The sequence below is a fragment of the Photobacterium minamisatsumaniensis genome, from assembly GCF_050336695.1.
GTDB lineage: Bacteria > Pseudomonadota > Gammaproteobacteria > Enterobacterales > Vibrionaceae > Photobacterium > Photobacterium minamisatsumaniensis.
The window spans coordinates 24834-48758 of record NZ_JAKJSI010000036.1 but is presented as its reverse complement, the minus strand read 5'-3'; the positions used below and the strand labels follow the sequence as shown (position 1 = coordinate 48758).

23 protein-coding genes and 1 pseudogene are annotated in these 23925 nt (G+C 41.7%); 16 read left to right on the top strand and 8 right to left on the bottom strand.

From position 1 onward, the window contains the following. Nucleotides 1–408: 408 nt before the first annotated feature. From L4D78_RS19220 to L4D78_RS19210, 3 genes are read left to right on the top strand one after another with little or no spacing between them, the layout of a single operon-like run. Nucleotides 409–2343, top strand: coding sequence for a PrkA family serine protein kinase (locus tag L4D78_RS19220; RefSeq protein WP_428468430.1), 1935 nt, complete (start codon nucleotides 409–411; stop codon nucleotides 2341–2343). 38 nt (nucleotides 2344–2381) lie between these two features. Then, nucleotides 2382–3653 carry a YeaH/YhbH family protein gene (locus L4D78_RS19215; RefSeq protein WP_428468429.1) on the top strand — a complete coding sequence of 424 codons (1272 nt, stop codon included), beginning with the start codon at nucleotides 2382–2384 and terminating at the stop codon, nucleotides 3651–3653. Between the two features lie 22 nt (nucleotides 3654–3675). Beyond that, entirely contained in the window at nucleotides 3676–5205 is a 1530-nt protein-coding gene (locus L4D78_RS19210) for a SpoVR family protein (RefSeq protein WP_428468428.1), read from the top strand. 59 nt (nucleotides 5206–5264) lie between these two features. Here the strand turns inward: L4D78_RS19210 and fadR are convergent, their stop codons facing one another. Beyond that, nucleotides 5265–6116 carry a fatty acid metabolism transcriptional regulator FadR gene (gene fadR / locus L4D78_RS19205; RefSeq protein WP_428468427.1) on the bottom strand — a complete coding sequence of 284 codons (852 nt, stop codon included), beginning with the start codon at nucleotides 6114–6116 and terminating at the stop codon, nucleotides 5265–5267. A gap of 593 nt (nucleotides 6117–6709) precedes the next feature. On the opposite strand from fadR, the gene nhaB reads away from it, so the two are divergent. Then, the gene (gene nhaB, locus L4D78_RS19200; RefSeq protein ID WP_428468426.1) at nucleotides 6710–8299 is read left to right on the top strand and encodes a Na(+)/H(+) antiporter NhaB; all 1590 of its coding nucleotides are present in this window, start codon (nucleotides 6710–6712) and stop codon (nucleotides 8297–8299) included. Nucleotides 8300–8423: 124 nt separating this feature from the next. Beyond that, the gene (gene dsbB / locus L4D78_RS19195) at nucleotides 8424–8939 is read left to right on the top strand and encodes a disulfide bond formation protein DsbB (protein WP_428468425.1); all 516 of its coding nucleotides are present in this window, start codon (nucleotides 8424–8426) and stop codon (nucleotides 8937–8939) included. A gap of 79 nt (nucleotides 8940–9018) precedes the next feature. Here the strand turns inward: dsbB and L4D78_RS19190 are convergent, their stop codons facing one another. Continuing rightward, nucleotides 9019–9432 carry a (deoxy)nucleoside triphosphate pyrophosphohydrolase gene (locus tag L4D78_RS19190; protein ID WP_428468424.1) on the bottom strand — a complete coding sequence of 138 codons (414 nt, stop codon included), beginning with the start codon at nucleotides 9430–9432 and terminating at the stop codon, nucleotides 9019–9021. Between the two features lie 3 nt (nucleotides 9433–9435). Then, nucleotides 9436–10083 (bottom strand): YecA family protein, encoded by a 648-nt coding sequence (locus L4D78_RS19185; RefSeq protein WP_428468423.1) that lies wholly within the window; start codon nucleotides 10081–10083, stop codon nucleotides 9436–9438. Between the two features lie 226 nt (nucleotides 10084–10309). Between L4D78_RS19185 and L4D78_RS19180 the strand changes: the two genes are divergently transcribed. From L4D78_RS19180 to ypfJ, 7 genes and pseudogenes are all read left to right on the top strand, one after another. After that, nucleotides 10310–10990, top strand: a complete 681-nt coding sequence (locus tag L4D78_RS19180; RefSeq protein ID WP_428468422.1) for an NAD(P)H-binding protein — start codon at nucleotides 10310–10312, stop codon at nucleotides 10988–10990. Between the two features lie 64 nt (nucleotides 10991–11054). Continuing rightward, the gene (dusC, locus tag L4D78_RS19175) at nucleotides 11055–12014 is read left to right on the top strand and encodes a tRNA dihydrouridine(16) synthase DusC (protein WP_428468421.1); all 960 of its coding nucleotides are present in this window, start codon (nucleotides 11055–11057) and stop codon (nucleotides 12012–12014) included. A gap of 529 nt (nucleotides 12015–12543) precedes the next feature. Continuing rightward, nucleotides 12544–13497, top strand: a complete 954-nt coding sequence (locus L4D78_RS19170) for a TRAP transporter substrate-binding protein (RefSeq protein WP_428468420.1) — start codon at nucleotides 12544–12546, stop codon at nucleotides 13495–13497. Between the two features lie 78 nt (nucleotides 13498–13575). Continuing rightward, on the top strand, nucleotides 13576–14061 hold the full coding sequence (locus L4D78_RS19165) for a TRAP transporter small permease (protein ID WP_428468463.1): 486 nt from the start codon (nucleotides 13576–13578) through the stop codon (nucleotides 14059–14061). 3 nt (nucleotides 14062–14064) lie between these two features. Continuing rightward, a complete protein-coding gene (locus L4D78_RS19160) occupies nucleotides 14065–15372 on the top strand; it encodes a TRAP transporter large permease (RefSeq protein WP_428468419.1) in 1308 nt (435 codons plus the stop codon). A 383-nt stretch (nucleotides 15373–15755) separates the two neighbouring features. Next, nucleotides 15756–15875 (top strand): annotated as a pseudogene (locus L4D78_RS19155) (tRNA dihydrouridine(16) synthase DusC); the annotation flags it as partial. Between the two features lie 70 nt (nucleotides 15876–15945). Next, nucleotides 15946–16812 carry a KPN_02809 family neutral zinc metallopeptidase gene (gene ypfJ, locus L4D78_RS19150; RefSeq protein ID WP_428468418.1) on the top strand — a complete coding sequence of 289 codons (867 nt, stop codon included), beginning with the start codon at nucleotides 15946–15948 and terminating at the stop codon, nucleotides 16810–16812. Nucleotides 16813–16875: 63 nt separating this feature from the next. Here the strand turns inward: ypfJ and L4D78_RS19145 are convergent, their stop codons facing one another. The 3 genes from L4D78_RS19145 to L4D78_RS19135 form a co-directional block, all read right to left on the bottom strand. Further along, nucleotides 16876–17241 (bottom strand): MmcQ/YjbR family DNA-binding protein, encoded by a 366-nt coding sequence (locus L4D78_RS19145; protein ID WP_428468417.1) that lies wholly within the window; start codon nucleotides 17239–17241, stop codon nucleotides 16876–16878. A gap of 97 nt (nucleotides 17242–17338) precedes the next feature. Beyond that, nucleotides 17339–17914, bottom strand: a complete 576-nt coding sequence (gene efpL, locus L4D78_RS19140; protein WP_428468416.1) for an elongation factor P-like protein EfpL — start codon at nucleotides 17912–17914, stop codon at nucleotides 17339–17341. Nucleotides 17915–18100: 186 nt separating this feature from the next. Further along, complete coding sequence (locus L4D78_RS19135; RefSeq protein ID WP_428468415.1) at nucleotides 18101–18538, bottom strand: YcgN family cysteine cluster protein; 438 nt, start codon at nucleotides 18536–18538, stop codon at nucleotides 18101–18103. Between the two features lie 240 nt (nucleotides 18539–18778). Here L4D78_RS19135 and L4D78_RS19130 point away from each other — a divergent pair, with 240 nt between their 5' ends. Beyond that, on the top strand, nucleotides 18779–19027 hold the full coding sequence (locus L4D78_RS19130; protein ID WP_428468414.1) for a YkgJ family cysteine cluster protein: 249 nt from the start codon (nucleotides 18779–18781) through the stop codon (nucleotides 19025–19027). A 49-nt stretch (nucleotides 19028–19076) separates the two neighbouring features. Here the strand turns inward: L4D78_RS19130 and L4D78_RS19125 are convergent, their stop codons facing one another. Then, nucleotides 19077–19322: a TIGR02647 family protein gene (locus tag L4D78_RS19125; RefSeq protein ID WP_428458167.1), complete on the bottom strand. Its 246-nt coding sequence runs from the start codon at nucleotides 19320–19322 to the stop codon at nucleotides 19077–19079. Between the two features lie 172 nt (nucleotides 19323–19494). After that, nucleotides 19495–20376: a Tim44 domain-containing protein gene (locus L4D78_RS19120; RefSeq protein WP_428458166.1), complete on the bottom strand. Its 882-nt coding sequence runs from the start codon at nucleotides 20374–20376 to the stop codon at nucleotides 19495–19497. 308 nt (nucleotides 20377–20684) lie between these two features. On the opposite strand from L4D78_RS19120, the gene L4D78_RS19115 reads away from it, so the two are divergent. From L4D78_RS19115 to L4D78_RS19105, 3 genes are all read left to right on the top strand, one after another. Then, nucleotides 20685–21083, top strand: a complete 399-nt coding sequence (locus tag L4D78_RS19115) for an NINE protein (protein ID WP_428468413.1) — start codon at nucleotides 20685–20687, stop codon at nucleotides 21081–21083. Between the two features lie 300 nt (nucleotides 21084–21383). Beyond that, nucleotides 21384–21980, top strand: coding sequence for a TetR/AcrR family transcriptional regulator (locus L4D78_RS19110; RefSeq protein ID WP_428468412.1), 597 nt, complete (start codon nucleotides 21384–21386; stop codon nucleotides 21978–21980). A 12-nt stretch (nucleotides 21981–21992) separates the two neighbouring features. After that, entirely contained in the window at nucleotides 21993–23867 is a 1875-nt protein-coding gene (locus L4D78_RS19105; protein WP_428468411.1) for an MFS transporter, read from the top strand. The last annotated feature ends 58 nt before the right edge of the window (nucleotides 23868–23925 follow it).

Here is a 23925-nt window from a genome sequence, read left to right as displayed (position 1 = left end):
AAATAGCTCTTTTTCAAAAAGCACATCTTGAACCAAGCATTCGCGACAAGCTGCTAGTTTTTACAAACAAAAGAGAGATTGCTAAGCCAATACGACTAGCTAGGAAAGAAATTTCGCCATATTCAACTAGATATTTTTTCAAGCGGTTTGATCACATCTACGCAACGATTTAGTGATGTTTTTTTAAACGTTCTCTCTTGCAGAACGCGATTTATAGGAGGATAGTAACAAGAAGTACAAAAAACACTCACTTTGTGAGTGCGAGGTTAAAAGGGAAATTTAGTTTATAAACCAATAACTCATTGAAGCAAATTAATCAGTTAGGTCTAGTCTTAAGTTAAGAGGGATGTGAAAGTATTTTGTTTTCGTCCTTTCTAATTGATTAAAGAACGATTCAGGGGGCATACCATGAGTATTTTTGACCACTATCGTCAGCGCTATGAAGAAGGCAAGGATGAAGAGCTTTCATTACAAGAATTCCTTGAAATCTGTCGCAACGATCGCAGTGCGTACGTAAACGCCGCAGAACGTCTATTGATGGCTATCGGCGAACCAGAAATGATCGATACCGCTCAAGATCCAAGTTTGAGCCGTCTTTTCTCTAACCGTGTAATTTCTCGCTACAAAACATTTGAAGATTTCTATGGTATGGAAGATGCCATAGAGCAAATCGTGTCTTATTTAAAACATGCTGCTCAAGGTTTGGAAGAACGTAAACAAATTCTTTACCTCCTTGGTCCGGTGGGTGGTGGTAAGTCATCTTTAGCTGAAAAGCTAAAAAGTTTAATGCAGAAAGTACCAGTGTATGTACTTACTGCTGACGGTGTACGTAGCCCAGTAAATGACCACCCTTTCAGCCTATTTGATAAAACTGAAGATGGTGATTTGCTTAAGCAAGAATACGGTATTCCAGGCCGCTACCTTAACAACATCATGTCGCCATGGGCAGCCAAGCGTTTGCATGAATTTGGTGGGGATATAACGCGTTTTAAAGTGGTTAAAGTCCGTCCATCTATTCTGGATCAGGTTGGTATCGCGAAAACTGAGCCAGGTGATGAAAACAACCAAGATATCTCGTCGCTAGTTGGTAAAGTCGATATTCGACAACTCGAACACTTCTCACAAGATGACCCAGATGCTTATAGCTACTCTGGTGCACTTTGTAAGGCAAACCAAGGCCTTATGGAGTTTGTGGAAATGTTTAAAGCACCACTAAAAGTGCTGCACCCTCTGCTAACTGCAACACAGGAAGGTAACTATAACGGTACCGAAGGGCTTTCAGCCTTACCGTTTGACGGTATCATCCTTGCCCACTCGAATGAATCTGAGTGGCAAACGTTCCGTAACAATAAGAATAACGAAGCCTTCTTGGATCGTGTTTACATCGTTAAGGTACCATATTGCCTACGCGTTTCAGAAGAGATAAAAATTTACGAAAAACTACTGCAAAGTAGTGAGCTTTCTGCCGCACCATGCTCACCGAGTACACTTGAGATTCTAGCTCGGTTTACTGTACTTTCCCGCTTAAAAGAGCCAGAAAATTCCAGCCTTTATTCTAAGATGCGAGTTTACGATGGCGAAACACTAAAAGACACCGACCCGAAAGCAAAGTCTTACCAAGAGTATCGAGATTATGCGGGGGTTGATGAAGGGATGGCTGGTCTTTCGACCCGTTTTGCTTTCAAAATTTTGTCGCGTGTATTTAACTTTGACCATTCTGAGGTGGCTGCTAACCCCGTTCATCTGTTCTATGTGCTTGAGCAGCAAATTGAACGTGAGCAATTCCCACAAGAGTTGGCAGAAAAATACCTTGAACATCTAAAAGGTTTCTTAACGCCTAAGTATGTTGAATTCATTGGAAAAGAAATTCAAACGGCCTATCTTGAGTCTTACTCTGAGTACGGACAGAATATCTTTGACCGCTACGTAAGTTATGCTGATTTCTGGATTCAAGACCAAGAGTATCGCGATCCAGAAACAGGGCAGCTATTCGACCGCTCGGCATTAAATAACGAGCTGGAAAAAATCGAAAAGCCAGCAGGTATTAGTAATCCGAAAGATTTCCGAAACGAGATCGTTAACTTCGTATTGCGTGCTCGTGCTAGTAATGCTGGTAAAAACCCTAATTGGACCAGCTACGAGAAACTGCGTACCGTTATCGAGAAGAAAATGTTCTCGAATACCGAAGAGCTACTTCCCGTTATTTCATTCAATGCTAAAACTTCAACCGATGAGCAGAAGAAACACGATGACTTCGTCGCTCGTATGATGGAGAAAGGCTATACCCGCAAACAGGTTCGCTTGCTGTCTGAATGGTATTTACGTGTACGTAAATCGTCATAAAGGCCAAGTGTTAATGGATGAATAAAGGGGGGGAGCTTATGGCGCATTTCATAGACCGCAGGCTCAACGGTAAAAATAAAAGCACGGTAAACCGTCAGCGATTTTTACGCCGTCACAAGCAACAGATCAAAGAATCAATTGCTGATGCGGTAAATAATCGCTCAATTACCGATGTAGACAGCGGTGAGAATATAACCATTCCTTCCCGCGATATCAGCGAGCCAAGCTTTCACCAAGGCCGCGGTGGACGACGTGAAGTTGTCCACCCGGGCAATGACCAGTTCAGCCCCGGAGACCGCATTGAACGCCCTCAAGGAGGGGGCGGTCAAGGTGGTGCTGGTGAAGGACAGGCTAGCCCTGATGGTGAAGGGCAAGATGAGTTTGTATTCCAAATTTCTAAAGATGAATATCTCGATCTTCTCTTTGAAGATTTAGAACTACCAAATCTTGAAAAAAATCAGCTAAACAAAGTGGTTGAATGGAAAACGTTCCGTTCGGGTTATAAATCTGCAGGTGTTCCTGCCAATATTGCAATCGTAAAATCATTGCAAAACTCTTTGGCCCGACGTACTGCAATGACAGCGGCAAAACGCCGTCAGTTACGAGAGTTGGAAAAAAACCTCGATTTATTGATGAGCACTGAACCCGCTCAGCCTTTTGAAGAAAAGAAGGTAGAGGAAGATATTCAAGCACTGAAGCAAAAAATCAGCAGTGTGCCGTTTATTGATACCTTCGATTTACGTTACAAAAATTATGAGCGCCGTCCTCAGCCCACCAGCCAAGCAGTAATGTTCTGTTTAATGGATGTATCAGGCTCGATGGACCAAGCAACCAAAGATATGGCTAAACGCTTCTATATCTTGCTGTACTTGTTTCTTAATCGAACTTATAAGAATGTGGATGTGGTCTTTATTCGACACCATACACAGGCAAAAGAAGTAGATGAACACGAATTCTTCTACTCCCAAGAAACGGGCGGCACCATTGTTTCAAGTGCTCTGCGGATGATGGATGACATCATTAAAAAACGCTATTCGCCGGCAGAATGGAACATATATGCAGCGCAAGCTTCTGATGGTGATAACTGGGCGGATGATTCACCCGGCTGTAGAGAGCTACTGGATAAACAGATTTTGCCAGCCACTCGCTACTACTCTTACATCGAAATCACGCGTCGAGCGCACCAAACACTTTGGCGGGAATATGAAGCCCTACAAGGTAAGCATGGTAATTTTGCAATGCAGAACATCAGAAGCGTAGAAGACATATTCCCTGTATTCCGGGAGCTATTTAAGAAGCAAGTTAATTAATATCGCTTTAGGGGAGTGTGCTATGGAGACAACCACAAAGTCAAAGGCACTCAGTGACGGTCCAGATTGGACATTTGATCTTCTCGATCAATATCATGTAGAGATAAAGCGTGTAGCCGATCATTATCGGCTAGACGCCTACCCCAATCAGATTGAGATCATCACCGCTGAACAAATGATGGATGCCTATTCCAGTATTGGTATGCCTATCAATTACCATCACTGGTCATTTGGTAAACGTTTTATTGAAACAGAGCGAGGCTATAAGCATGGTCAAATGGGGCTTGCTTATGAAATCGTAATTAATTCCGATCCTTGTATTTCCTATCTAATGGAAGAAAATACAATCACAATGCAAGCATTAGTGATGGCTCATGCTTGCTATGGGCACAACTCTTTTTTCAAAGGCAACTACCTCTTTAAAACGTGGACAGATGCCAGTTCAATTATCGATTACCTATTATTCGCACGGAAGTACATTACTGAATGCGAAGAAAAATACGGTGTTGAAGATGTTGAACGCCTGGTTGATTCTTGTCATGCGCTAATGAATTATGGCGTTGACCGCTATAAGCGCCCTGAACGTATTTCAATGGTTGAAGAAAAGGCAAGGCAGCAAGCGAGAGAAGATTACCTGCAAACACAGGTGAATGCTTTATGGCGAACGATTCCCGTTCAGCAAGAAACGGAAAATGTTGCAGAAGAAATCCGCTTTCCGTCAGAGCCACAAGAGAACATTCTTTATTTCATTGAAAAACATGCGCCTTTACTGGAACCTTGGCAACGTGAAATCGTCAGGATAGTTCGTAAGGTTAGTCAGTATTTCTACCCACAAAAACAAACACAAGTCATGAATGAAGGTTGGGCTACATTTTGGCACTACACCATTTTAAATCATTTATATGATGATGGATTAGTGACAGACCGCTTTATTCTTGAGTTTTTGCACAGCCATACCAATGTCGTCGCTCAACCAGAATATAACAGCCCATACTATAGCGGTATTAACCCTTATGCACTTGGGTTTGCAATGTTCCAAGATATTCGCCGAATATGTGAAAATCCGACCGAAGAAGATAAACATTGGTTCCCAGACTTTGCTGGTAAAGATTGGCTCGAAACCGTGCACTTTGCGATGCAAAACTTTAAAGATGAAAGCTTCATCAGCCAGTTTTTATCACCAAAAGTGATCCGTGATTTCAAGCTATTTGCTGTTGATGATGATGACAGGCACAACTATGTTGAGGTCAGTGTTATTCACAATGAAGAAGGGTATCGCACCATTCGTGAAAAGCTCTCATCACAATATAACTTAAGTAATAATGAACCCAATATTCAGGTTTGGAATGTCGCTTTAAAAGGTGACCGTTCCCTAACGTTACGTTATGTACCACATAACCGTATTCCGCTGGCAAATAGCCACGAGGAGGTGTTAAAGCATATGTATCGCTTGTGGGGGTTTGATATCACACTTGAAGAGGAATTGCCTGATGGGCGCACCCAAATTTTAGGGACATGCCCAGTGCGAAACCAATACAATACCGAAATGTAATTCAACATTTAGAAACAAAAAAGCGAGAGCATTAGCTCTCGCTTTTCTTTAAGTCAGTATTACTGCTCTTCTTCATATAAGTGACGTGCAATCTCAAGGCGGTTTGCATACCAAATTGCACCACTTTCTCGACCATACTGGCGAATACGATCAGCAACAGATTCAGGTTGCTGATTATCGCAGTATGATTTCATATCACGGTAGAAGCTAAGTGCTAACTCACATGCTGCTTGATTCATGAAGTAGTAACCACCAACACGTGTATAGATCTTACGCAAGCCATTGATAGTTAATACATAAAGTGTATTCCCCGACTTTTTCGCCAGACCTTGGTACATACGGTAATCAAAATAATTGAATGCACGGGCACGACAGATTGCTTCACACAGCTCAGGATCATCTTTACCGTATTTATCAACAATCTTTTTCACTTCTTGCATTAAAGCAGCTTTGTCTTCGCTATTCTCAACGAATTCAGCAAAACTTTCTGCTTTTAGCAATGATTCACACTCATGAATAACATGATCAAGTAGTTGGCTTGATTCTTCATGGTTACCCTTAACTGCATAACGCATGTAAACGCAGCTAATGTCGGTACGTGCAGACAATAAGTCTTCCAGCACGCTCTGAACATCCTGCCCATCTAAGGTAATCAGTGTATCCAGAATACTTAAACCCGAGGTATCCATGTAATTGTTAACGCGCGTTGGTTTACCATGCTGAATAGTTAACCAGCCATCACGAGCAAGCCTTTGTAATACTTCACGAAGCGTTGTTCGAGTAACGCCAATTAGTTCGGATAACTCTCGCTCTGCAGGTAAAATAGAGCCCTGAGGGAAGTGATTATTCCAGATACTTTCTATAATATATTTTTCAGCAAATGTTGCTGGGCTATCAGCCTTTATAACCATCTGATTAATTTCCAGTTGCTTCTTGCTAATTTTTTTATTGACTCATCATACCACTAGTATGATCTGGTTGCCTACTTTAATGCGGATAGCGACCACCTCGCACAAGGCTTTATACAGCCTAATCGACCATGATAACAGATAGATTCAGTTAATATCTTCGGACAAATAAACACTTACAGTATATGGACATATCATTCACATCCCCATTAATACTTTAATCTTTGCATCAACATCAAAAAACTTGATAAAGCTCAACGTATTTTGAAAGATGTAAGCATATATTTCACCCGCTCGTAGCAAACTCGTGCTTTGCACGCGTTTCTTGATGATTTTACACGATATTAAATAAGTTCATCTACTAGCACTTGACTGATCTAGATCACACGGTACAGTTAGCACGATCTGGGAGCTGAATGGATGCTGCTGCCTGCTTTAAGTTAAACACCATAAATGTATGATTTTTAGCTTAGAGGGTCTCTACAGAACAATAACCAACACAATAATAAATGGTTATTCTGCTCTCGGACTACAAAAGGCAAAGTAGCACGCAGCTCATCTTTATGTTTATGCGTATATTTTGAGAGACTCGAAACATGGCTATTTCGCTAGGGAACGCCTTTATAAAGAACTTTTTAGGCAAGGCCCCAGATTGGTACAAAGTATCAATCATTGCTTTTCTAATTATTAATCCGCTCGTTTTTTTCTTCGTAGACCCATTTCTTGCTGGTTGGCTTTTGGTTATTGAGTTTATCTTTACCTTAGCTATGGCACTTAAATGTTACCCTCTTCAGCCCGGAGGTTTACTGGCTATAGAAGCGGTGGCTATCGGTATGACCAGCCCTGAAATGGTTAAACACGAGCTTGTTGCAAATATTGAAGTGCTCTTACTGTTGATCTTTATGGTTGCTGGTATTTACTTCATGAAGCAGCTCTTGCTGTATATCTTTACCAAAATACTGATCGGGATTCGCTCCAAAACGCTACTATCACTCGCCTTCTGTGTTATGGCGGCTTTCCTGTCGGCTTTCCTCGATGCACTAACGGTTATCGCCGTTGTTATTAGTGTCACAATTGGCTTCTACAGCATTTATCATAAAGTCGCCTCTGGCCAAGAACCTCATGCCTCGCATGATCACACATCTGATAGCAACATCCGTGAAGTTAGCCGTGATGATCTTGAAAACTACCGAGCATTCCTACGTAGCCTGCTCATGCATGCTGGTATTGGTACTGCTCTGGGTGGTGTAATGACCATGGTGGGTGAACCTCAAAACCTAATTATTGCCGACCAAGCTGGTTGGTTATTTGGTGAGTTTATTCTACGTATGTCACCAGTAACAATACCTGTTTTCTTCTGCGGTATTTTAACTTGCGCCCTTGTTGAAAAATTCCAAATATGTGGCTACGGTTCGCTACTACCTGAAAATGTCCGTAAAATTTTAGAGGATTACGATAACGAAGAACGTAAGCGCCGTACCAACATTGATTATGCGAAACTATGGATACAAGTTGCTATCGCTGTTTGGCTAATTGTTGGCCTTGCGATGCACCTTGCCGCTGTTGGCCTAATTGGTTTGACGGTCATAATCCTTGCGACATCATTCACAGGAATCACGGAAGAGCATGCTCTGGGTAAAGCCTTTGAAGAAGCCCTGCCGTTTACTGCACTATTAGCGGTATTTTTCTCAATCGTTGCGGTGATCATCGACCAACAGCTATTCGCACCAATCATTAACTTGGTATTGAGCCTTGAGGGTAATGCTCAGATGACCATGTTCTACATAGCGAATGGCCTACTTTCAATGGTTTCTGATAATGTATTCGTCGGTACGGTATACATCAACGAAGTGAAAACAGCGCTAGATAACGGTGTGATCACTCGTGACCAATTTGACATGCTAGCCGTTGCCATTAATACCGGCACTAACCTACCGTCAGTGGCGACACCTAATGGACAAGCTGCATTCCTATTTGCGTTAACATCGGCACTGGCACCATTGATTCGCTTATCATATGGACGCATGGTCTATATGGCGCTGCCATACACCATAGTCCTGTCTATCGTTGGTCTAGCCTGCATTGAATTTACGCTACTGCCAATGACCAACTGGTTTTATGATATGGGCTGGTTAACTCAGGCAACTGAAACCGCCACACAAATTGCACCAGCGACTGGACATTAGTTGAATCTTTAGTAAAGATAAGTGTCAGTTATAACAGATCAAGGCCCTGAATATTCAGGGCTTTGTTTTAGAAGCCACCGAGACCTATTAACGGTTCGTTCATCATATTAACTGGATATACACCATGCACTTTTTGTATACCTTCTCGAAAAGCCGCTTATCGTGGCTATTACTGTTTGCCTTTGTTGTTTTTTTTGAGGGCTGCGCACTGTTTTTCCAACACGCTATGAAGCTCGACCCTTGTGTGATGTGTATCTATGAACGTGTTGCAATGATGGGGGTTGGCTTTGCTGCACTGCTGGGAATGATTGCACCACAAAATGCCGTTATTCGATGGTCAGGCCTTGCAGCATGGGGCTACACCGCGTACAAAGGGCTTGAACTCGCCCAAGAGCATGTGGGCTATCAGTTTAATCCGTCACCATTTGCAACATGTGACTTATTTGTCACCTTCCCAGACTGGGCCCCGCTGAATAAATGGGTGCCATGGATGTTTGAAGCAAGCGGTGATTGCAGCAAAGTGGTATGGGAATTCCTTGGCCAATCAATGCCTCAGTGGTTAGTGATCATTTTCGCAGCAAACCTCGCCGCTTTAGCACTTATTGTTATTGCTCAGTTCCTAGGTACCAAGAAAGATTAAATACCGCCGAATGAGTAAATATTAAAAAAGCGAGAAACTCACATTTCTCGCTTTTTTCTGCTCAGTTAAAAGTCTTCCTTTAACTGTTTTTTAACGCATCAACGATAGGGTAATCGGCAGGGCACAGTGGATAGTTAGTAATATCACCGAGATCAACCCATAACGCATTTTGATGACTTTTTAAGACGAGATCGCCCGCAAGCCAATGTGATAAATAACCTTTCAAATGAACAACCTTATCGCCGTAATCAAAGCGACTTTCGGCTAAAAACTGCCCTGTCTGGGTGTCAATCACCAGCTCTTCAAATAGCTCACGTTGCAATGCTTGCTCCGGTGTCTCTTGCGGTTCAACTTTACCGCCAGGAAATTCCCACAACCCGCCTTGGCTAGCATGGTCAAACCGCTGTGCAAGCAAATATTGTCCAGACTTTTTGATTACACCAGCCACAACCAAAATGACGGGTTTATCCGAGATAGTATCCTTTGGTGTCATGTATTACTTGCCACAACATTGCTTGAATTTTTTTCCACTACCGCATAAACACTCATCGTTACGGCCCGTTTCCTTATAAGGGTTTACAGCTTGGGCTGCTGCACCTTGCTGTATCTCATCAGCGGCCATTACAACTTCGGCTAGCATCAAAGGCAGTTGTGCATAAAGATCTTCAAGCGCTGGCATCCCTGTTACACCGGCTTCAGCCATTTGGCCCAGCGTGCCTTCTTCATCCATGATTAACATCAGTGTGGTGATCAATGCTGATAGCATTCGCATTGTGCCATCAGACATTGGCTGCTCAGCCCAGTTAGGTTCAATGGCTGGCCAAACAGTTAAAAATCCTTCGGCAAAGTGAACCATATCATCTGTCAAACCTTGCTCAGGCTGCCAATTGACTTGCTCTGGTAATACAAACTCACCAGCTTTGATATGGCAATATTGCATTTCAAAGTGATTCAAGATCGCTCTTTTATCATCACTATTGATTACCACAGATTCATCAACTTCAACACCACCCGTTACCAACAGCGGTAGCCAAGTCTCAGGGTCTAACGGCTTTGGATTGGCGTTAGCCGCCAATAGCGCACCTTCAATAAAAGTGGCTGGCATGCCTTCCCACTGTTCCGGTAGTGTCATTAGTTCAGTCATGGTGTTCTGTCTCATTTCATCGTTATTGCCGCAGATTATATACCCAAGTCAATCTCGCTGAAACGCACAACTTGATCATATTACGAATGTGTTTGAAAGACTTCATCATTTCAGCAACTTGAGTTATCTCAGTAAAACAACTAAAAATCGATAAAACGGTTGAATTCGTTGGCGAATAGTGGCAAAAATGATGAAGTTTAAGCCAGCTATTAGGATACGAAGTAATATGTCAGGAGCCATCATTGCCGGAGCAAGCGGTCTCGTTGGAGACGAACTATTGCACCTTCTTCTTAGCCATCCGGCATTTAGCACTGTCTATTCGCTGTCTCGCCGCGAACTCCCTTTCCATGGGTCTAAGCTCACTCAGATTGTCCATTCAGAGCTTAGGATCACTGACTGGGAAGAATCCGCTCCAACACCTACGATTGGCTTTATCTGTTTAGGTACAACCAAAAAGCAAGCTGGCAGTAAACAAGCACTAGAAGCCGTGGATTACCAACTCGTCAAAGAGGTGGCAAATACCATGAAAATGATTGGCGTAAAACACATTATTGTCATATCTAGCTTATTTGCGAACCCTTGGTCGCCTTCTCATTATTTGCGCTGTAAAGGAAAAATGGAGAAAGCACTCACTGCCATGAATTTTGAACATTGTGTCTTTATTCGACCTGGGCCCTTAAAAGGCGAGCGCAGTGCTCCACGTAAAGATGAATTGTTAGTACAAGGCATTTTCGACATTTTCCAGCCCGTCGTGATTGGCCCTCTTGCGAACCTCGATCCTATTCCTGCGGAACAAGTGGCTAAACGTATGCTCGCACTGTCTATTGCAGCAGAAAACGGAGCACTTAAAGCAATCGAAGTGATTTCAGGCAAGATGCTATTAGACAAGCCCGCAGTTACCCACTAAAATCTCGCATCCAAACTAGGAGCAACTCCTAGAGACTATTCGACTACTTGTATCGAGAAGTGCAATGCGTGTAATTTTAGGCCCGATGGAAGGTGTGCTTGATCATCTAATGCGGGAAATGCTGACCGAAATAAACGATTATGACTTATGCGTGACTGAATTCGTCCGTATCGTTGATCAGTTACTACCCAAGAGTGTTTTCTATCGTTTATGCCCTGAACTACATCAAGGCGGAAAGACGGCTACTGGTACGCCGGTACGCGTACAATTGCTTGGCCAACACCCAGGTTGGCTGGCAGAAAACGCACATCGCGCAATACAGTTGGGTTCATCTGGCATCGACATTAATTTTGGCTGTCCCGCTAAAGCAGTTAATAAAAGCCGTGGTGGTGCTGTTTTATTACAAGATCCACAACGAATGTATGACATCGTTAAAGCCGTTCGCAAAGCAACAGATCCAAGAAAGCCCGTTACGGCAAAAGTCCGTTTAGGTTGGGATGATCCTTCCCACTGCTTTGAAATTGCTGATGCAGTTGCACAAGCCGGTGGTGATGAAATCGTCATCCATGCTCGTACCAAGGTCGATGGCTATAAAGCCGACACCATAAAATGGGATTACATTCGCCAGCTTAAAGGCAAAGTAAGTATCCCTATTATCGCTAACGGTGAAGTGTGGAACTATCAAGATGGTCAGCGTTGCCTTGAAACAACACAGACCGATGCCTTAATGGTGTGTCGCGGTGCACTTAATTTGCCAAACCTTGGTAATGTCGTTAAGCACAACGCGTCACCCATGACTTGGCCAGAGGTGCTTCAGTTACTCCTTCGCTATTCTGAGTATGAAATTAAAGGTGATAAAGGCCTGTATTATCCAAATCGTGTTAAACAATGGTTTGCCTACCTGCGCCATCAATACCCAGAAGCTAAAGCCTTGTTTGTCGATATCCGCAGTTTGAATAAAGCCGCTCCAATTATCGATGTGTTAAAACGCGCCTACGCTAATATCAACGTGCAAACCGCGTAGGTTATTAAGATAACATTGGGTAGTTCACATTTAACCATTATTTAAATGTGAACTACCCAGCGACAAGGAAGTTTACCTCTGAGTTTTCTCGCCAATAAACTATAAAAACATATCGCTACCTTATCCCATACATAGCGCTTTTATTTAACGGCTCACTTTAATAAAAATATCATATCAGAGAATGAATATACCCTTTCCACCCATCCCATTATAAACATGCAACATAGTTGTACGTTTATAATTCACGTAAATTTTATAAACATAAACATGCTTTATAAATAACATAATTTAATTATCGACAATTAAACTTATAACCGCCAAATTCAACTTTGATAATATTAGAGCCAGCAACCTAATAATAAAAATAAAAAGTGAGATTAATACCGAACCATTAAGAATATTCACTAATAGTGGGTAAGAGTTCATATTTATAATTATGTGAATTAGGTCATATATTCACCAAATTAATATTGTATTACAAGAGTAATCATCTAAGTGTTGAAAATAACCCATATAAAAAGGCATTAATATGAAAAAAGGTATTTTATCCTTACTTGCTTTATCTGTTTGTTTTTCGGTAAATGCAAAAACACTGACATTAGGTCATGCGATGTCACTAGATAACGCAGCTCACAAAGGAATGGTCATTTTTGCTGACAAAGTAAAAGAAAAATCCAATGGTGACCTTAATATTCGAATTTTCCCAAATGCACAATTAGGCTCTGAACGAGATCAGGCTGAACAAGTTGTGACTGGAGCTATTGATATGGCAAAAATCAATGGCGCACTGGCAGAATCTTTTGAGCCTACCTTTAAGACCATTTCAATTCCGTTCTTATTTAATGATACAGCACATATGCGCAGCTTCATGAAAAGTGACACTGCTGATAAGATGTTGAAATCTAGTCAGGGTAAGGGGTTCATTGGACTAACATTCTACGATTCAGGTTCAAGAAGTTTTTATGCTGATAAACCAATTAAAACACCTGAAGACCTTAGTGGCCTAAAAATACGCGTTCCAGAATCACCAACAATGATGGAAATGATTCGTCTATTGGGAGCTCGTGCTACTCCAATGCCGTTTACTGAAATATATACGGGTTTACAGCAAGGTGTAATCGACGCTGCAGAAAATAACGTACCTAGCTTAGTTGAAATGCGTCATAGTGAAGTTGCTAAATTCTATTCACAAAATGAACATTCAATGGCACCTGATCTCATTATTATCTCAGAAGCTTCTTGGGCAAGATTGAGCGATACAGAACAAAAAATATTAAAAGAATCAGCTTTAGAGTCTTTAGATGAACAAATGAAAATTTGGGATAAAAGTGAGCAAGATAACATTAAAAAAGCTAAAGAGCTCGGTGTTACATTCGTCCAAGTAGATAAAGATAAATTCCGTGAGAAAGTTAAGCCGATGCTAGATTCTGCTATTCAAGATCCGACACTTGGATACTATGTTGAAAAAATCCAAAGCATGTAATTTGTAATAATATAATACTACAATTACTCACCTACCTTTGTAGGTGAGTAATTAATTAAAGGTTGTAGAATGCGTGATTTGATCCAAAATTTCAGAAGGTATCTAGATAACACCGTTTTATTCACATGTAGTTTCGCACTCATATTGTTGGTTATTACGGTTAGTTGGCAAGTTTTCAGTCGCTATGTATTAAATGACCCTAGTTCATTTACGGATGAGTTATCACGATTTACGATGATATGGTTAGGATTATTAGGGGCTACATATTTATTTGGCAAGAAAGGGCATCTTTCAATTACCTTACTTCAAGATGCATTACCAAAAAAAGCTAAGCTATTCCTTCAAACATTAATAAACATCCTCATGTTGAGTTTTATTTATATGGCTATGTTTAAAGGTGGGATTATGCTTATCGGTCGAACTCTACAGCAATTATCGCCAGCATTACAAATACCGATGGGATATGTATATACCATCTTGCCAATCTCGGCTGTTATATCTGCTATATATATAATTATAAATATAATTGACCATATTTATGAAACAACACTTAAGGAGGAGTAAAATATGGATATTTCCGTAGGTTTTTGGTTATTAGTTTTATTTATGACTATGATAGCATTTAGTATTCCTATTGCTATTGCTATTGCCTTATCATCATTAATTATTATGTTTACAATTTTACCGTTCGATGTCGCTGTAATGACTGCGGGACAAAAAATGGTTACTGGTATAGATAGTTTTAGTTTATTAGCCATTCCATTTTTTATTCTTGCTGGTAACATCATGAATAGAGGTGGAATAGCAATCAGGTTAATAAACTTCTCCAAACTACTCGTTGGACGCCTACCTGGCTCTTTAGCGCATGTGAACATTTTATCCAACATGATGTTTGGAGCTGTTTCTGGATCAGCAGTTGCAGCAGCTGCTGCTGTGGGTAAAACACTGTCCCCTGAAATGAAGAAAGATGGTTATGATAAATCGTTTTCAACAGCCGTAAATGTAGCATCTTGCCCATCAGGTTTATTAATACCACCAAGTAACTCATTAATCGTTTTTTCTGTCGTTAGTGGTGGTACATCGGTTGCCGCTCTATTCGTTGCTGGTTATTTGCCTGGTATATTAATGGGCCTTAGCTGTATGCTCGTTGTTCACCTAGTAGCACGAAAAAAAGGCTATGGTCGTAACGGAGTTCAAAGGCCATCAATTAACGAAGTGTTAGTCACGATTTGGCAAGCATTACCAAGTATTGGTTTAATTTTTGTTGTGATAGGCGGTATTATTGGTGGTGTATTTACTGCAACAGAAGGTGCATGTATTGCTGTCATTTACTCGTTCGTCTTGTCCTTATGTTACCGAACAATAAACTTTAGCACGTTAAAAACCATCTTAGTCGAATCGACTGAAATAACAGGAATTATGCTCTTTTTGATAGGAGCGTCGACAATCATGTCTTGGGCAATGGCCTTCACAGGCTTACCCGACACCATTAGCACTTGGATGCTTTCAATCTCTGATAATCCAATTATCATTTTGATATTAATGAATATCATTTTATTGATTGTTGGCATGTTTATGGATCTCACTCCAGCATTGTTAATATTTACACCAATATTTATGCCAATTGCCATGGAAATTGGTATGGATCCTCTTCATTTTGCAATGATGATTATATTCAATCTTTGTATAGGTATTGCTACACCTCCTGTTGGTACTGCATTATTTGTCGGGTGTAGTGTAAGTGGTGCAAAAATTGAGAATGTTATTAAATCAATATTGCCTTTCTGTGCCGTATTAATGGTCAGTCTACTCCTCATTACATTCATTCCGTCGATTAGTCTATTTCTTCCAAAAGCATTTGGCCTAATTAACTAAACCTAAATATCAATGGTTAGAATCAGTATAAGTGCTATTCTCTTTTTGATGAAATCATACCAATAACTAGTCTCTTGAGTACGATAGTTGCTCAAGGGACAACATAACTTCCCTTCAATCAATTCACGACCCTCTACTTACGCTTTATTAAAAACAAAATTTCAAGTAACACTTGAAGGTACAAATGCGGCAGTACACGCCCCTCCTTCAACGATTAACTTTAAGCCTTTGCTTTTAAGGGGATTTAACCACCTAACATCAAGTGGTTTTGATATATGTCCTTTAATGATTGAACGATATAATGACCCTTGATGAGAAAAATCATATCTGGAAGCAACGGCTACAAAATTAGAAGGACTGCGGCACCAATGACTTTGTCTGAAGAAATACTTCAATTACTGCTTCGATATTCCGAGTATGAGATCACAGGCGATAAAGGCCAGTGTTATCCAAACCGTACTAAACAATGGTTTGCCTATCTACGTCATCAATACCCCAAGGCCATATCGGCAGGCAAGAACCATGGATTTGCACCAAACTTGATAAACCCAAATATCAAGTACAGAGTTCACCATGCGCTGGAAAAATACTCGTAGAAGCAGCAACATTGATGATCGCCGTGGGCAACGTCCAGTTCAAAGCAGCACAGCCCTTGCTGGTCTTATTCGCTTTTTGCCTTTGTTGCTTAAAACCAAACTAGGCAAAATCATTCTTGTCATTGGTGGCCTATACGTTGCTTTCCAATATTTTTCAGGCGGTACGCTTGTTGGTCTGCAAAATACCCCAACTCAAACCCGCTCAACAGCATCACCAGCGGAAGATGAAAATGCACAATTCGTTGCTGCAATTTTAGCGACAACTGAAACGGTATGGGGAGAACTGCTAGATAGACCATACCCGGAACCCACACTGGTCTTATATCAAGATGTAACCGCCACAGGTTGCGGCACAGGCCAAGCACAATCTGGGCCTTTTTACTGCCCCGCTGACAGTAAGATCTACCTCGACTTAAGCTTCATGAACGAGCTACAACATTTAGGTGCGTCAGGGGATTTTGCTTTTGCTTATGTCATCGCACATGAAGTGGGTCATCACGTTCAAAATATATTGGGTACCAGTACGCAAGTACGACGACTTCAACAGCAATCCAATGAAGCTGAATCAAATCAACTCAGTATTAAATTAGAGTTACAGGCAGATTGCTATGCAGGCATTTGGGGGTATTACGTTAATCAAGAGATGCAACTACTCGAAGCGGGTGATATTGAGGAAGGTATCCAAGCGGCAAGTTCCGTTGGTGATGACCGCTTACAAGAAATGGCGGGGCGTGCGGTTCAACCTGAAGCCTTTACTCATGGCTCCTCTGCCCAGCGGGTGCTGTGGTTTAAAAAAGGATTTGAACCTGGCGATCCAAAAACATGTGATACCTTTACACCTTAACCATTCGTTATGGCTGTTTTATTTAAAGTCACTGTGATGGTCTTTATTCTTGTACCGTGCTTTTTATATTTGGTTTAGCCCCAGCTCTTTTTGTCTTTTTTTGGTCAGCCCTAGCGAGACAATCCTATGGGACTCTCGGAGGTAATACATTAACGCTTCATCTGTTTCTTGCGAGCTTTCGTAATGTTGTATCCACTTCATTCCGCGAGAGGCAAAATAAGGTGCTGGTTTATAGCCACTATGATCACTTAAAAAAACGTAATTAAGATCAGATACTTTAAAGGTAAAGGCCGGACGACTATTGTTTCCCCAGCCACCAATAGCGAAAACTTTACCACCCACTTTCCAAACATGGGAATTGTTCCATTGCATCACATACGTTGTAGCAGGTAATGCACGGCAGAACGCATTGTACTCGTCATAAGTCATACTTATCCCCTCTACCTAACATTAAACTAAAAATGGCGCCATATAAGGTGTAAATATAACCCCCTCTACGAACGCCATTATCATTTGCTATGTTTGATTACTTAGAATCAGCACGACTCATGAATTTATTTTCAGAGGTGTTGATCTTAATCTTTTCACCATTTGCAATATATTCAGGTACCTGAACAGACAAACCAGTAGAAAGAATCGCAGGCTTAGTACGAGCACTCGCCGAAGCCCCTTTGATAGAAGGATCTGTTTCAACAATCACAAGTTCAACCGTTGCTGGTAATTCGATAGCCACAGGAGACTCGTCAACAGTCAGTACTTGAAGGCCTTCAGTCTCTTCGGTGATGAAAAGTAGCTCTTCTGCAATAGACGCTTTATTGAAGTTATAAGGCGTGTAATCTTCATTGTCCATGAAGACATACTCTTCACCATCAATGTATGAGAAAGTCACTTGATGACGACGGAAATCTGCTAGCGTAAGCATCTCATCAGCTTTAAAGCTTTCGTCAGCTTTCGTACCTGTTGCTACATCGTAAAGACGCATTCTGTATAGGCTAGCGCCAGCACGGCCACTCGGCGTTAGCTTTTTAATTTCTTTAACAAGAAATACTTTACCGTTATGCTCGATAGCTGCAAACTTTTTAATCTCACTTGCCTTTGGCATGATCATTTTCCAAAAAAAAATTGTGCAGTGAAATTACCATGAACTGGATTTTAGGCAAGTATTGAGAGTGTGAAACTCCCGTTTTTTCTACAAAAAAATGGCTATAAATCGACTGCATTCAGTCAAACTATAACCATTTCTCGGCGGAGATTAAATAACGCATAAATAGGTGGCTCTAACAGCCAACTATTTGCGGTTAGGATGATTCAAAATGTGGTCTTCCCAATCGATCACTTCAATCTCATAAACGATTTTATCGCGAACGGATTCACCGGCTTTATGCATGGCGTCTTTTGAGCCGGTGAGTAGCGGGTGCCACTCAGGGATATCTTTACCTTCCGCAAGCAAGCGGTAAGCGCAGGTTTCAGGCAACCATACGAATTCGTCAATGCGGTCACGCGTCAACTTTAAACACTCTTCACCCGATTCAAAGCGGTTAGGATAATCTTTACAAGAACACGTATTGTTATCGAGCAAACTACAAGCAACATTGGTGTAGTAGATTTCATCGGTATCATCATCGATCAGCTTATGTAAGCAGCATTTGCCACAGCCATCGCAAAGTGCCTCCCACTCTTGATCGGTCATTTCCTGTAAATCTTTTTGTTGCCAATAGTGTGTCATCACTCTGCCTTCTGTTTATCCTCACCACCCCAGATACTGGGTTGATATCACCTCGGAGGCGGATTTATAGCCGTCTAGTCTTCAAAGTGCAAGCTATTCTGCCATTACGACTAAAACTAACGAATGAATAAGAGTCATTATTATTTACACACTGAAAATAAGCTAAACGTGAATAGTTTTTGATCCGTTGCGATGACAGTGGTAAGTTTCGCAACCATTTTTAATAATTGTAGGTGAGTTATGGATTGTCGATTAGGTTGTGGCGCTTGTTGTATCGCCCCAAGTATCTCTTCCCCAATTCCAGGAATGCCTAAGGGCAAGCCTGCAGGCGTGCGCTGTATTCAGCTCAATGAAGATAACCTATGTAAGATTTTCGGCCAGCCAGAACGGCCACCGGTATGTCACCAATTTAAAGCATGTGCATCTCTGTGCGGAGCAACCTCACAGCAAGCCATTAACAATATTACAGAACTAGAAAGCATGACCTAAGCCATGCTTTATTAAATACTTATCCGCGTTTATTAGAAACGAGGTGAGACTATACGTTAACTTTACCCGTTAGAATGCGTAATACCGATTTAGCGTGCTCAACCGCTTGGTGACCAGAATGGGTAAGGTAACCACCGTCAGCACTTGTTACTAGCCCCTTCGCATATAAACGTTCTGCGGCTGAAACCATGTCTGGTGCTGCGTCGCTGCGTACTTTGATCCCTTCTAAATCACTGTGCATAGGGAATTTTACCAATAGGTTCATCTCGTGAACCAACTCTAAATTGTATGGCATTTTTTTCCTCTCAAATTATTCAGCTTGGTATTAATATTAGCGGTTCACACAAAGAAAACTAGGTGACGAGATCATATCCTGTCTATTCAGCGCGAGAGCCAGATCAAATTTTTGATATAAAAAAACCGCCACGATGGACGGTTTTTCACAAAAGTTGCTTATTGTTCAAATATTAAGCTTGAATGCCAACAATCAACCATGGTGCATTTTGCGCGCGTAAATTACGCTCTAAGTGCCATACATCTGTGATGTCTTCTTCGACACCTTCGGCACCATCTTTATAACGACCAGAGAACTTAATGCTTAATTGAGCAGTGTTCGCATCGTGATCTGCACGAACCAGTTCAGCATCAACATACATTACTTCCGTATGCTGCTCACCCTCTAGCTTGCCGCGCTCGGCCTCTAAGTCATTAAACAAGGCTGGGCTTACATATTCACGGATTGTTTCCAATTCATTGTGATTCCATGCGCCTTGAACCTTACGGTAATGCTCACGTGAACCGTTCAAAAACGCGTTCATGTTAAAACCAGGAGGCAGGTTAAACGGCACATCGCTGTCTGTAGAAGCATATGTTTCTTGCTGCTGAGCAGAACCGCTGTTCATGCCTTGTGCTTGTTGACGGTGCTGAGCCTGCTGCTTCTGCTGGGAGTTACCTGCATATGCCTCACGATGCCCCATTGGCGTCGCTTTAGCCCCACGCATTGTCTTAAATAGCTTAAAGATAACAAAAGCAATCAAGCCGAAGATTAGAATATCCATAAATTGGATACCCTCAAACGCTCCACCAAAGAATGCAGCAAGAAGACCACCCGCAAGAAGACCACCCATTAAACCACCCATTAAGCCTTTTTTGCTTGATTGGGCTGCTTGATTAGCAGCTGGTTTTTGTTGGTTTACTGTATTTGTTTGCTGTGGCTGTTGTCTTTTAACTGGTGCCGTTTTGAAGCTTTTGCCAAACGACTTACCGCCGCCAAATTTCTTTGCCTCAACTTGCGGCGCTGCAAAAGACACCGTCAAAATCAAGGCAAATATAGTGAAGAAGCGTTTCATAAAAATCAGTACCTTTGCCTAAAATAGGAATCAGCATCCTAAACCGCTATACCTGAATGTCAACTAAACCATCAAAGCAAATTGTTACTAACAATTATCAATGATGAATGTAGCAGCAACAAAACTTACATTAAAATAACGAAACAACGCGAATAACGGGCTTGAAGTCGCTCTATGAGTCAGTGCAAATTAGTTTGAACTTTTCAGTTTTGTGTTTTTCTAAATCTTCGTTTTAAAGCTAGTTATTATTACATGGGCGGCTAAACTAGATGTTGCATTCGACTAGGATGCCAAATAATAGGAATATCATGAACGATACACACAGTAAGCTAATCGGCTACTTATTATGGATTTTTGGATTCACTGGAGCCCACCGCTTCTACTACGGCAAACCCGTAACTGGTACAATTTGGTTTTTTACTCTGGGGCTTTTTGGTATCGGCTGGCTAATCGATTTATTCCTGATCCCGTCAATGGATCGCGAGGCCGATTTACGCTTTACTGGCGGAGAAACTGACTATACCGTCTCTTGGTTACTGCTCACTTTCCTAGGGGTGTTCGGTGTTCATCGCATGTACATGGGCAAATGGTTAACGGGTATTTTATACCTCTGTACTTTTGGTTTTTTCTTGATTGGCGTACTCGTCGACTTTTGGACGTTAAACGAGCAAGTCTCGATCAAAAATAGAGAATCTCGCCGAGCATAATCGCAGTAAAAAATCGTTCGTAAAAAGCTGATTAACGTACAGTTCTTACTCGCTGCTACTTAGGAGAGATGATAAAAATCACATCTACTAAAGAAAACAGCCGTAATTTGTGGTTAATCAGTATCAAAACTTGATCTTATTACTTAGTAAACACTAAAGTATCGAACAATGTTCTATAGCTTCGCTGACAAATCACCTGTTAGGGAGTACTAAACTTATTTTGCACTGTTCTTTTAGTGGCTATTCCTATTACAATTACAGCTAACAAAATAAGAATTATTCGATTAAGAGTAAAATTCGATGGCAAGACGAAATGACCACACTCGCGAAGAGTTGGTAAGTATGACACTGGAGCAAGTCAAAAACTTTCTCGCTGAGCACCCTCATCATGAACTGAGCTTACGAAAAGTTGCGGCAATGATTGGCTATGTACCAAGTACATTAGTCAATGTGTTTGGCAACTACAATTTGCTTCTATTGCATGCTGTCGCCCAAACATTAGACGAGCTGTTTGCTGAAGCTGAAACTCAAATGAATGAGGCAACATCAGCAGAAGATGCATTAAAGAAACTAGCTTATTGTTACCTTGATTTTGCTTCGCAAAACCCGTACCGCTGGCAGTTGATCTTCCAACACACCATGAACGGTGAAGATTTGCCAGAATGGCAATCCGATCGAATCAATAACATGACAGGCATGCTTGAAACCCTGATCCGTGAAATTAATACCCAATTAACAGAAGAAGAAACGCTCGAAGCAAGCCGTGTGATATGGTCTGGCGTTCATGGTATTACTTTGCTAACGGTTGATGACAAGCTCTTTACTTCGAGCCCTGTTAACGGCAAAGCGTTAATCGATAATTTACTCAGCACTTATATTAATGCCTGGAAAGCTTAAACGGAGTTAAGCATGTCAGGATCCACTCAATCAAAGCTGCTTACTAAGCAGCGTTTTTTACCTTATTTTCTAACGCAAGCTTTTGGGGCTTTCAACGACAATGTCTATAAGAATGTTTTACTCATTCTTATAGCGTTTGCGGCGCCCGGCACTTTGCCTTTAGACAGCGATCTGATTATCAACCTGGCTGCAGGGCTTTTTATTCTGCCTTTCTTCCTGTTCTCTGCTTCTGCTGGGGTACTGTCAGATAAATACGATAAAGCGTTAATTATGCGCATCGTTAAGTTGGCAGAGATCGTCATAATGTGTCTGGCTGCCATCGCGTTTATTAATGAAAGTTATACCGCTCTTCTGATATTGCTGTTTTTAATGGGAACACAATCTGCATTTTTTGGCCCTGCAAAATACGCCTTACTGCCACAGCATCTACGCAAAAGTGAGCTAGTTTCAGGCAATGCGCTGGTTGAAACAGGAACGTTCCTCGCGATTTTGATCGGTACCTTATTGGCGGGTATTATTGCTAACATGGATAACGCTAAGTACATCGCCGCCATGTCGGTAGTTACCTTTGCTGTCATCGGTTATCTCTGTGCCCGTTGGATCCCTGAAGCCAAGCCCAGTAACCCTGATATTCAATTCAAATGGCAGCCAATAAAACAAACTCGCATTACCCTCGGCATTGCCCGTAAAGATAAAACTATTTTTCAGTGCATTATGGGCATCAGTTGGTTTTGGTTTCTTGGTGCATGCTATCTGACTCAATTTCCAAACTTCGCCAAATTACACCTAGGAGGCAGTGCGGCGGCTGTTTCTTTCTTGTTAACCCTATTCTCTATAGGGATAGCGATTGGCTCACTTTTATGTGACCGATTATCGGGTCACCGTATTGAGCCAGGCATTGTGCCATTGGGTAGCATAGGGATCTCCATTTTTGGTGCTGGGCTAATGTTTGCTACACCTGATGCAATCCCTGAAACGCATTCAATTGTTGAGTTTGTCACCCACCCAGAGTTAATTAGTGTCTTTATCTCATTAACATTGCTTGGAGTCTCTGGCGGGATTTTCATTGTTCCACTCTATGCCATGATGCAACACCGAGCCAAAGAGAACGAACGCGCTCAGGTTATTGCTGCTAATAATATCTGGAACGCCATTTTTATGGTGGCCAGCGCCATTAGCGCCATTGTCGTGCTATCAGTGTTTGAATTTTCCATTCCACAGTTTTTTATGATTTTATCAGCGCTAAACGTCTTGGTAGTGCTATACATCTACATACAAGCACCTGATTTCTTTTGGCGGTTCTGGGTGTGGATTGTCAGCCATACGATGTACCGCGTAAAACATAAAGACCTAGCAAACATTCCCTCAGAAGGCGGCGTGCTCATCGTCTCGAACCATGTTAGCTATATGGATGCACTATTGCTGGCCGGTGCCTGTCCTCGACCGATCCGTTTTTTAATGGATCGTGATATTTATAATTTGCCGATAATCAAAAGCTTTTGTAAAGCATGCAAGGTGATCCCGATTGATGCGACAGATAGAAAATCGGTCATGAAGGCATTTGTCGATGTCAGCAAACACCTAAAAGAAGGGGATGTGGTGTGTGTATTCCCTGAAGGACAGCTCACCTCTGATGGTGATATAGCCCCCTTTATGCGAGGCATTGACCTGATCATTAAACGCTCTCCAGTACCTGTAGTACCCATTGCCTTACAAGGCTTATGGGGAAGCTATTTCAGCCGCGAAGGCGGTCGGGCTTTACTTAAGATACCTAAGCGATTCTGGTCAAAGGTCAATATTGTTGTTGGTAACCCAATTGAGTCCACACAAGCAAACAGCGTAATGTTGCGAGAAGAAGTACTGCGCCTTCGTCGCGATAACCCATAAAAAAAAGCGGAAGGTAACCCTTCCGCTTTTTTGTATACTGTTGGCTTAAATAAGACGA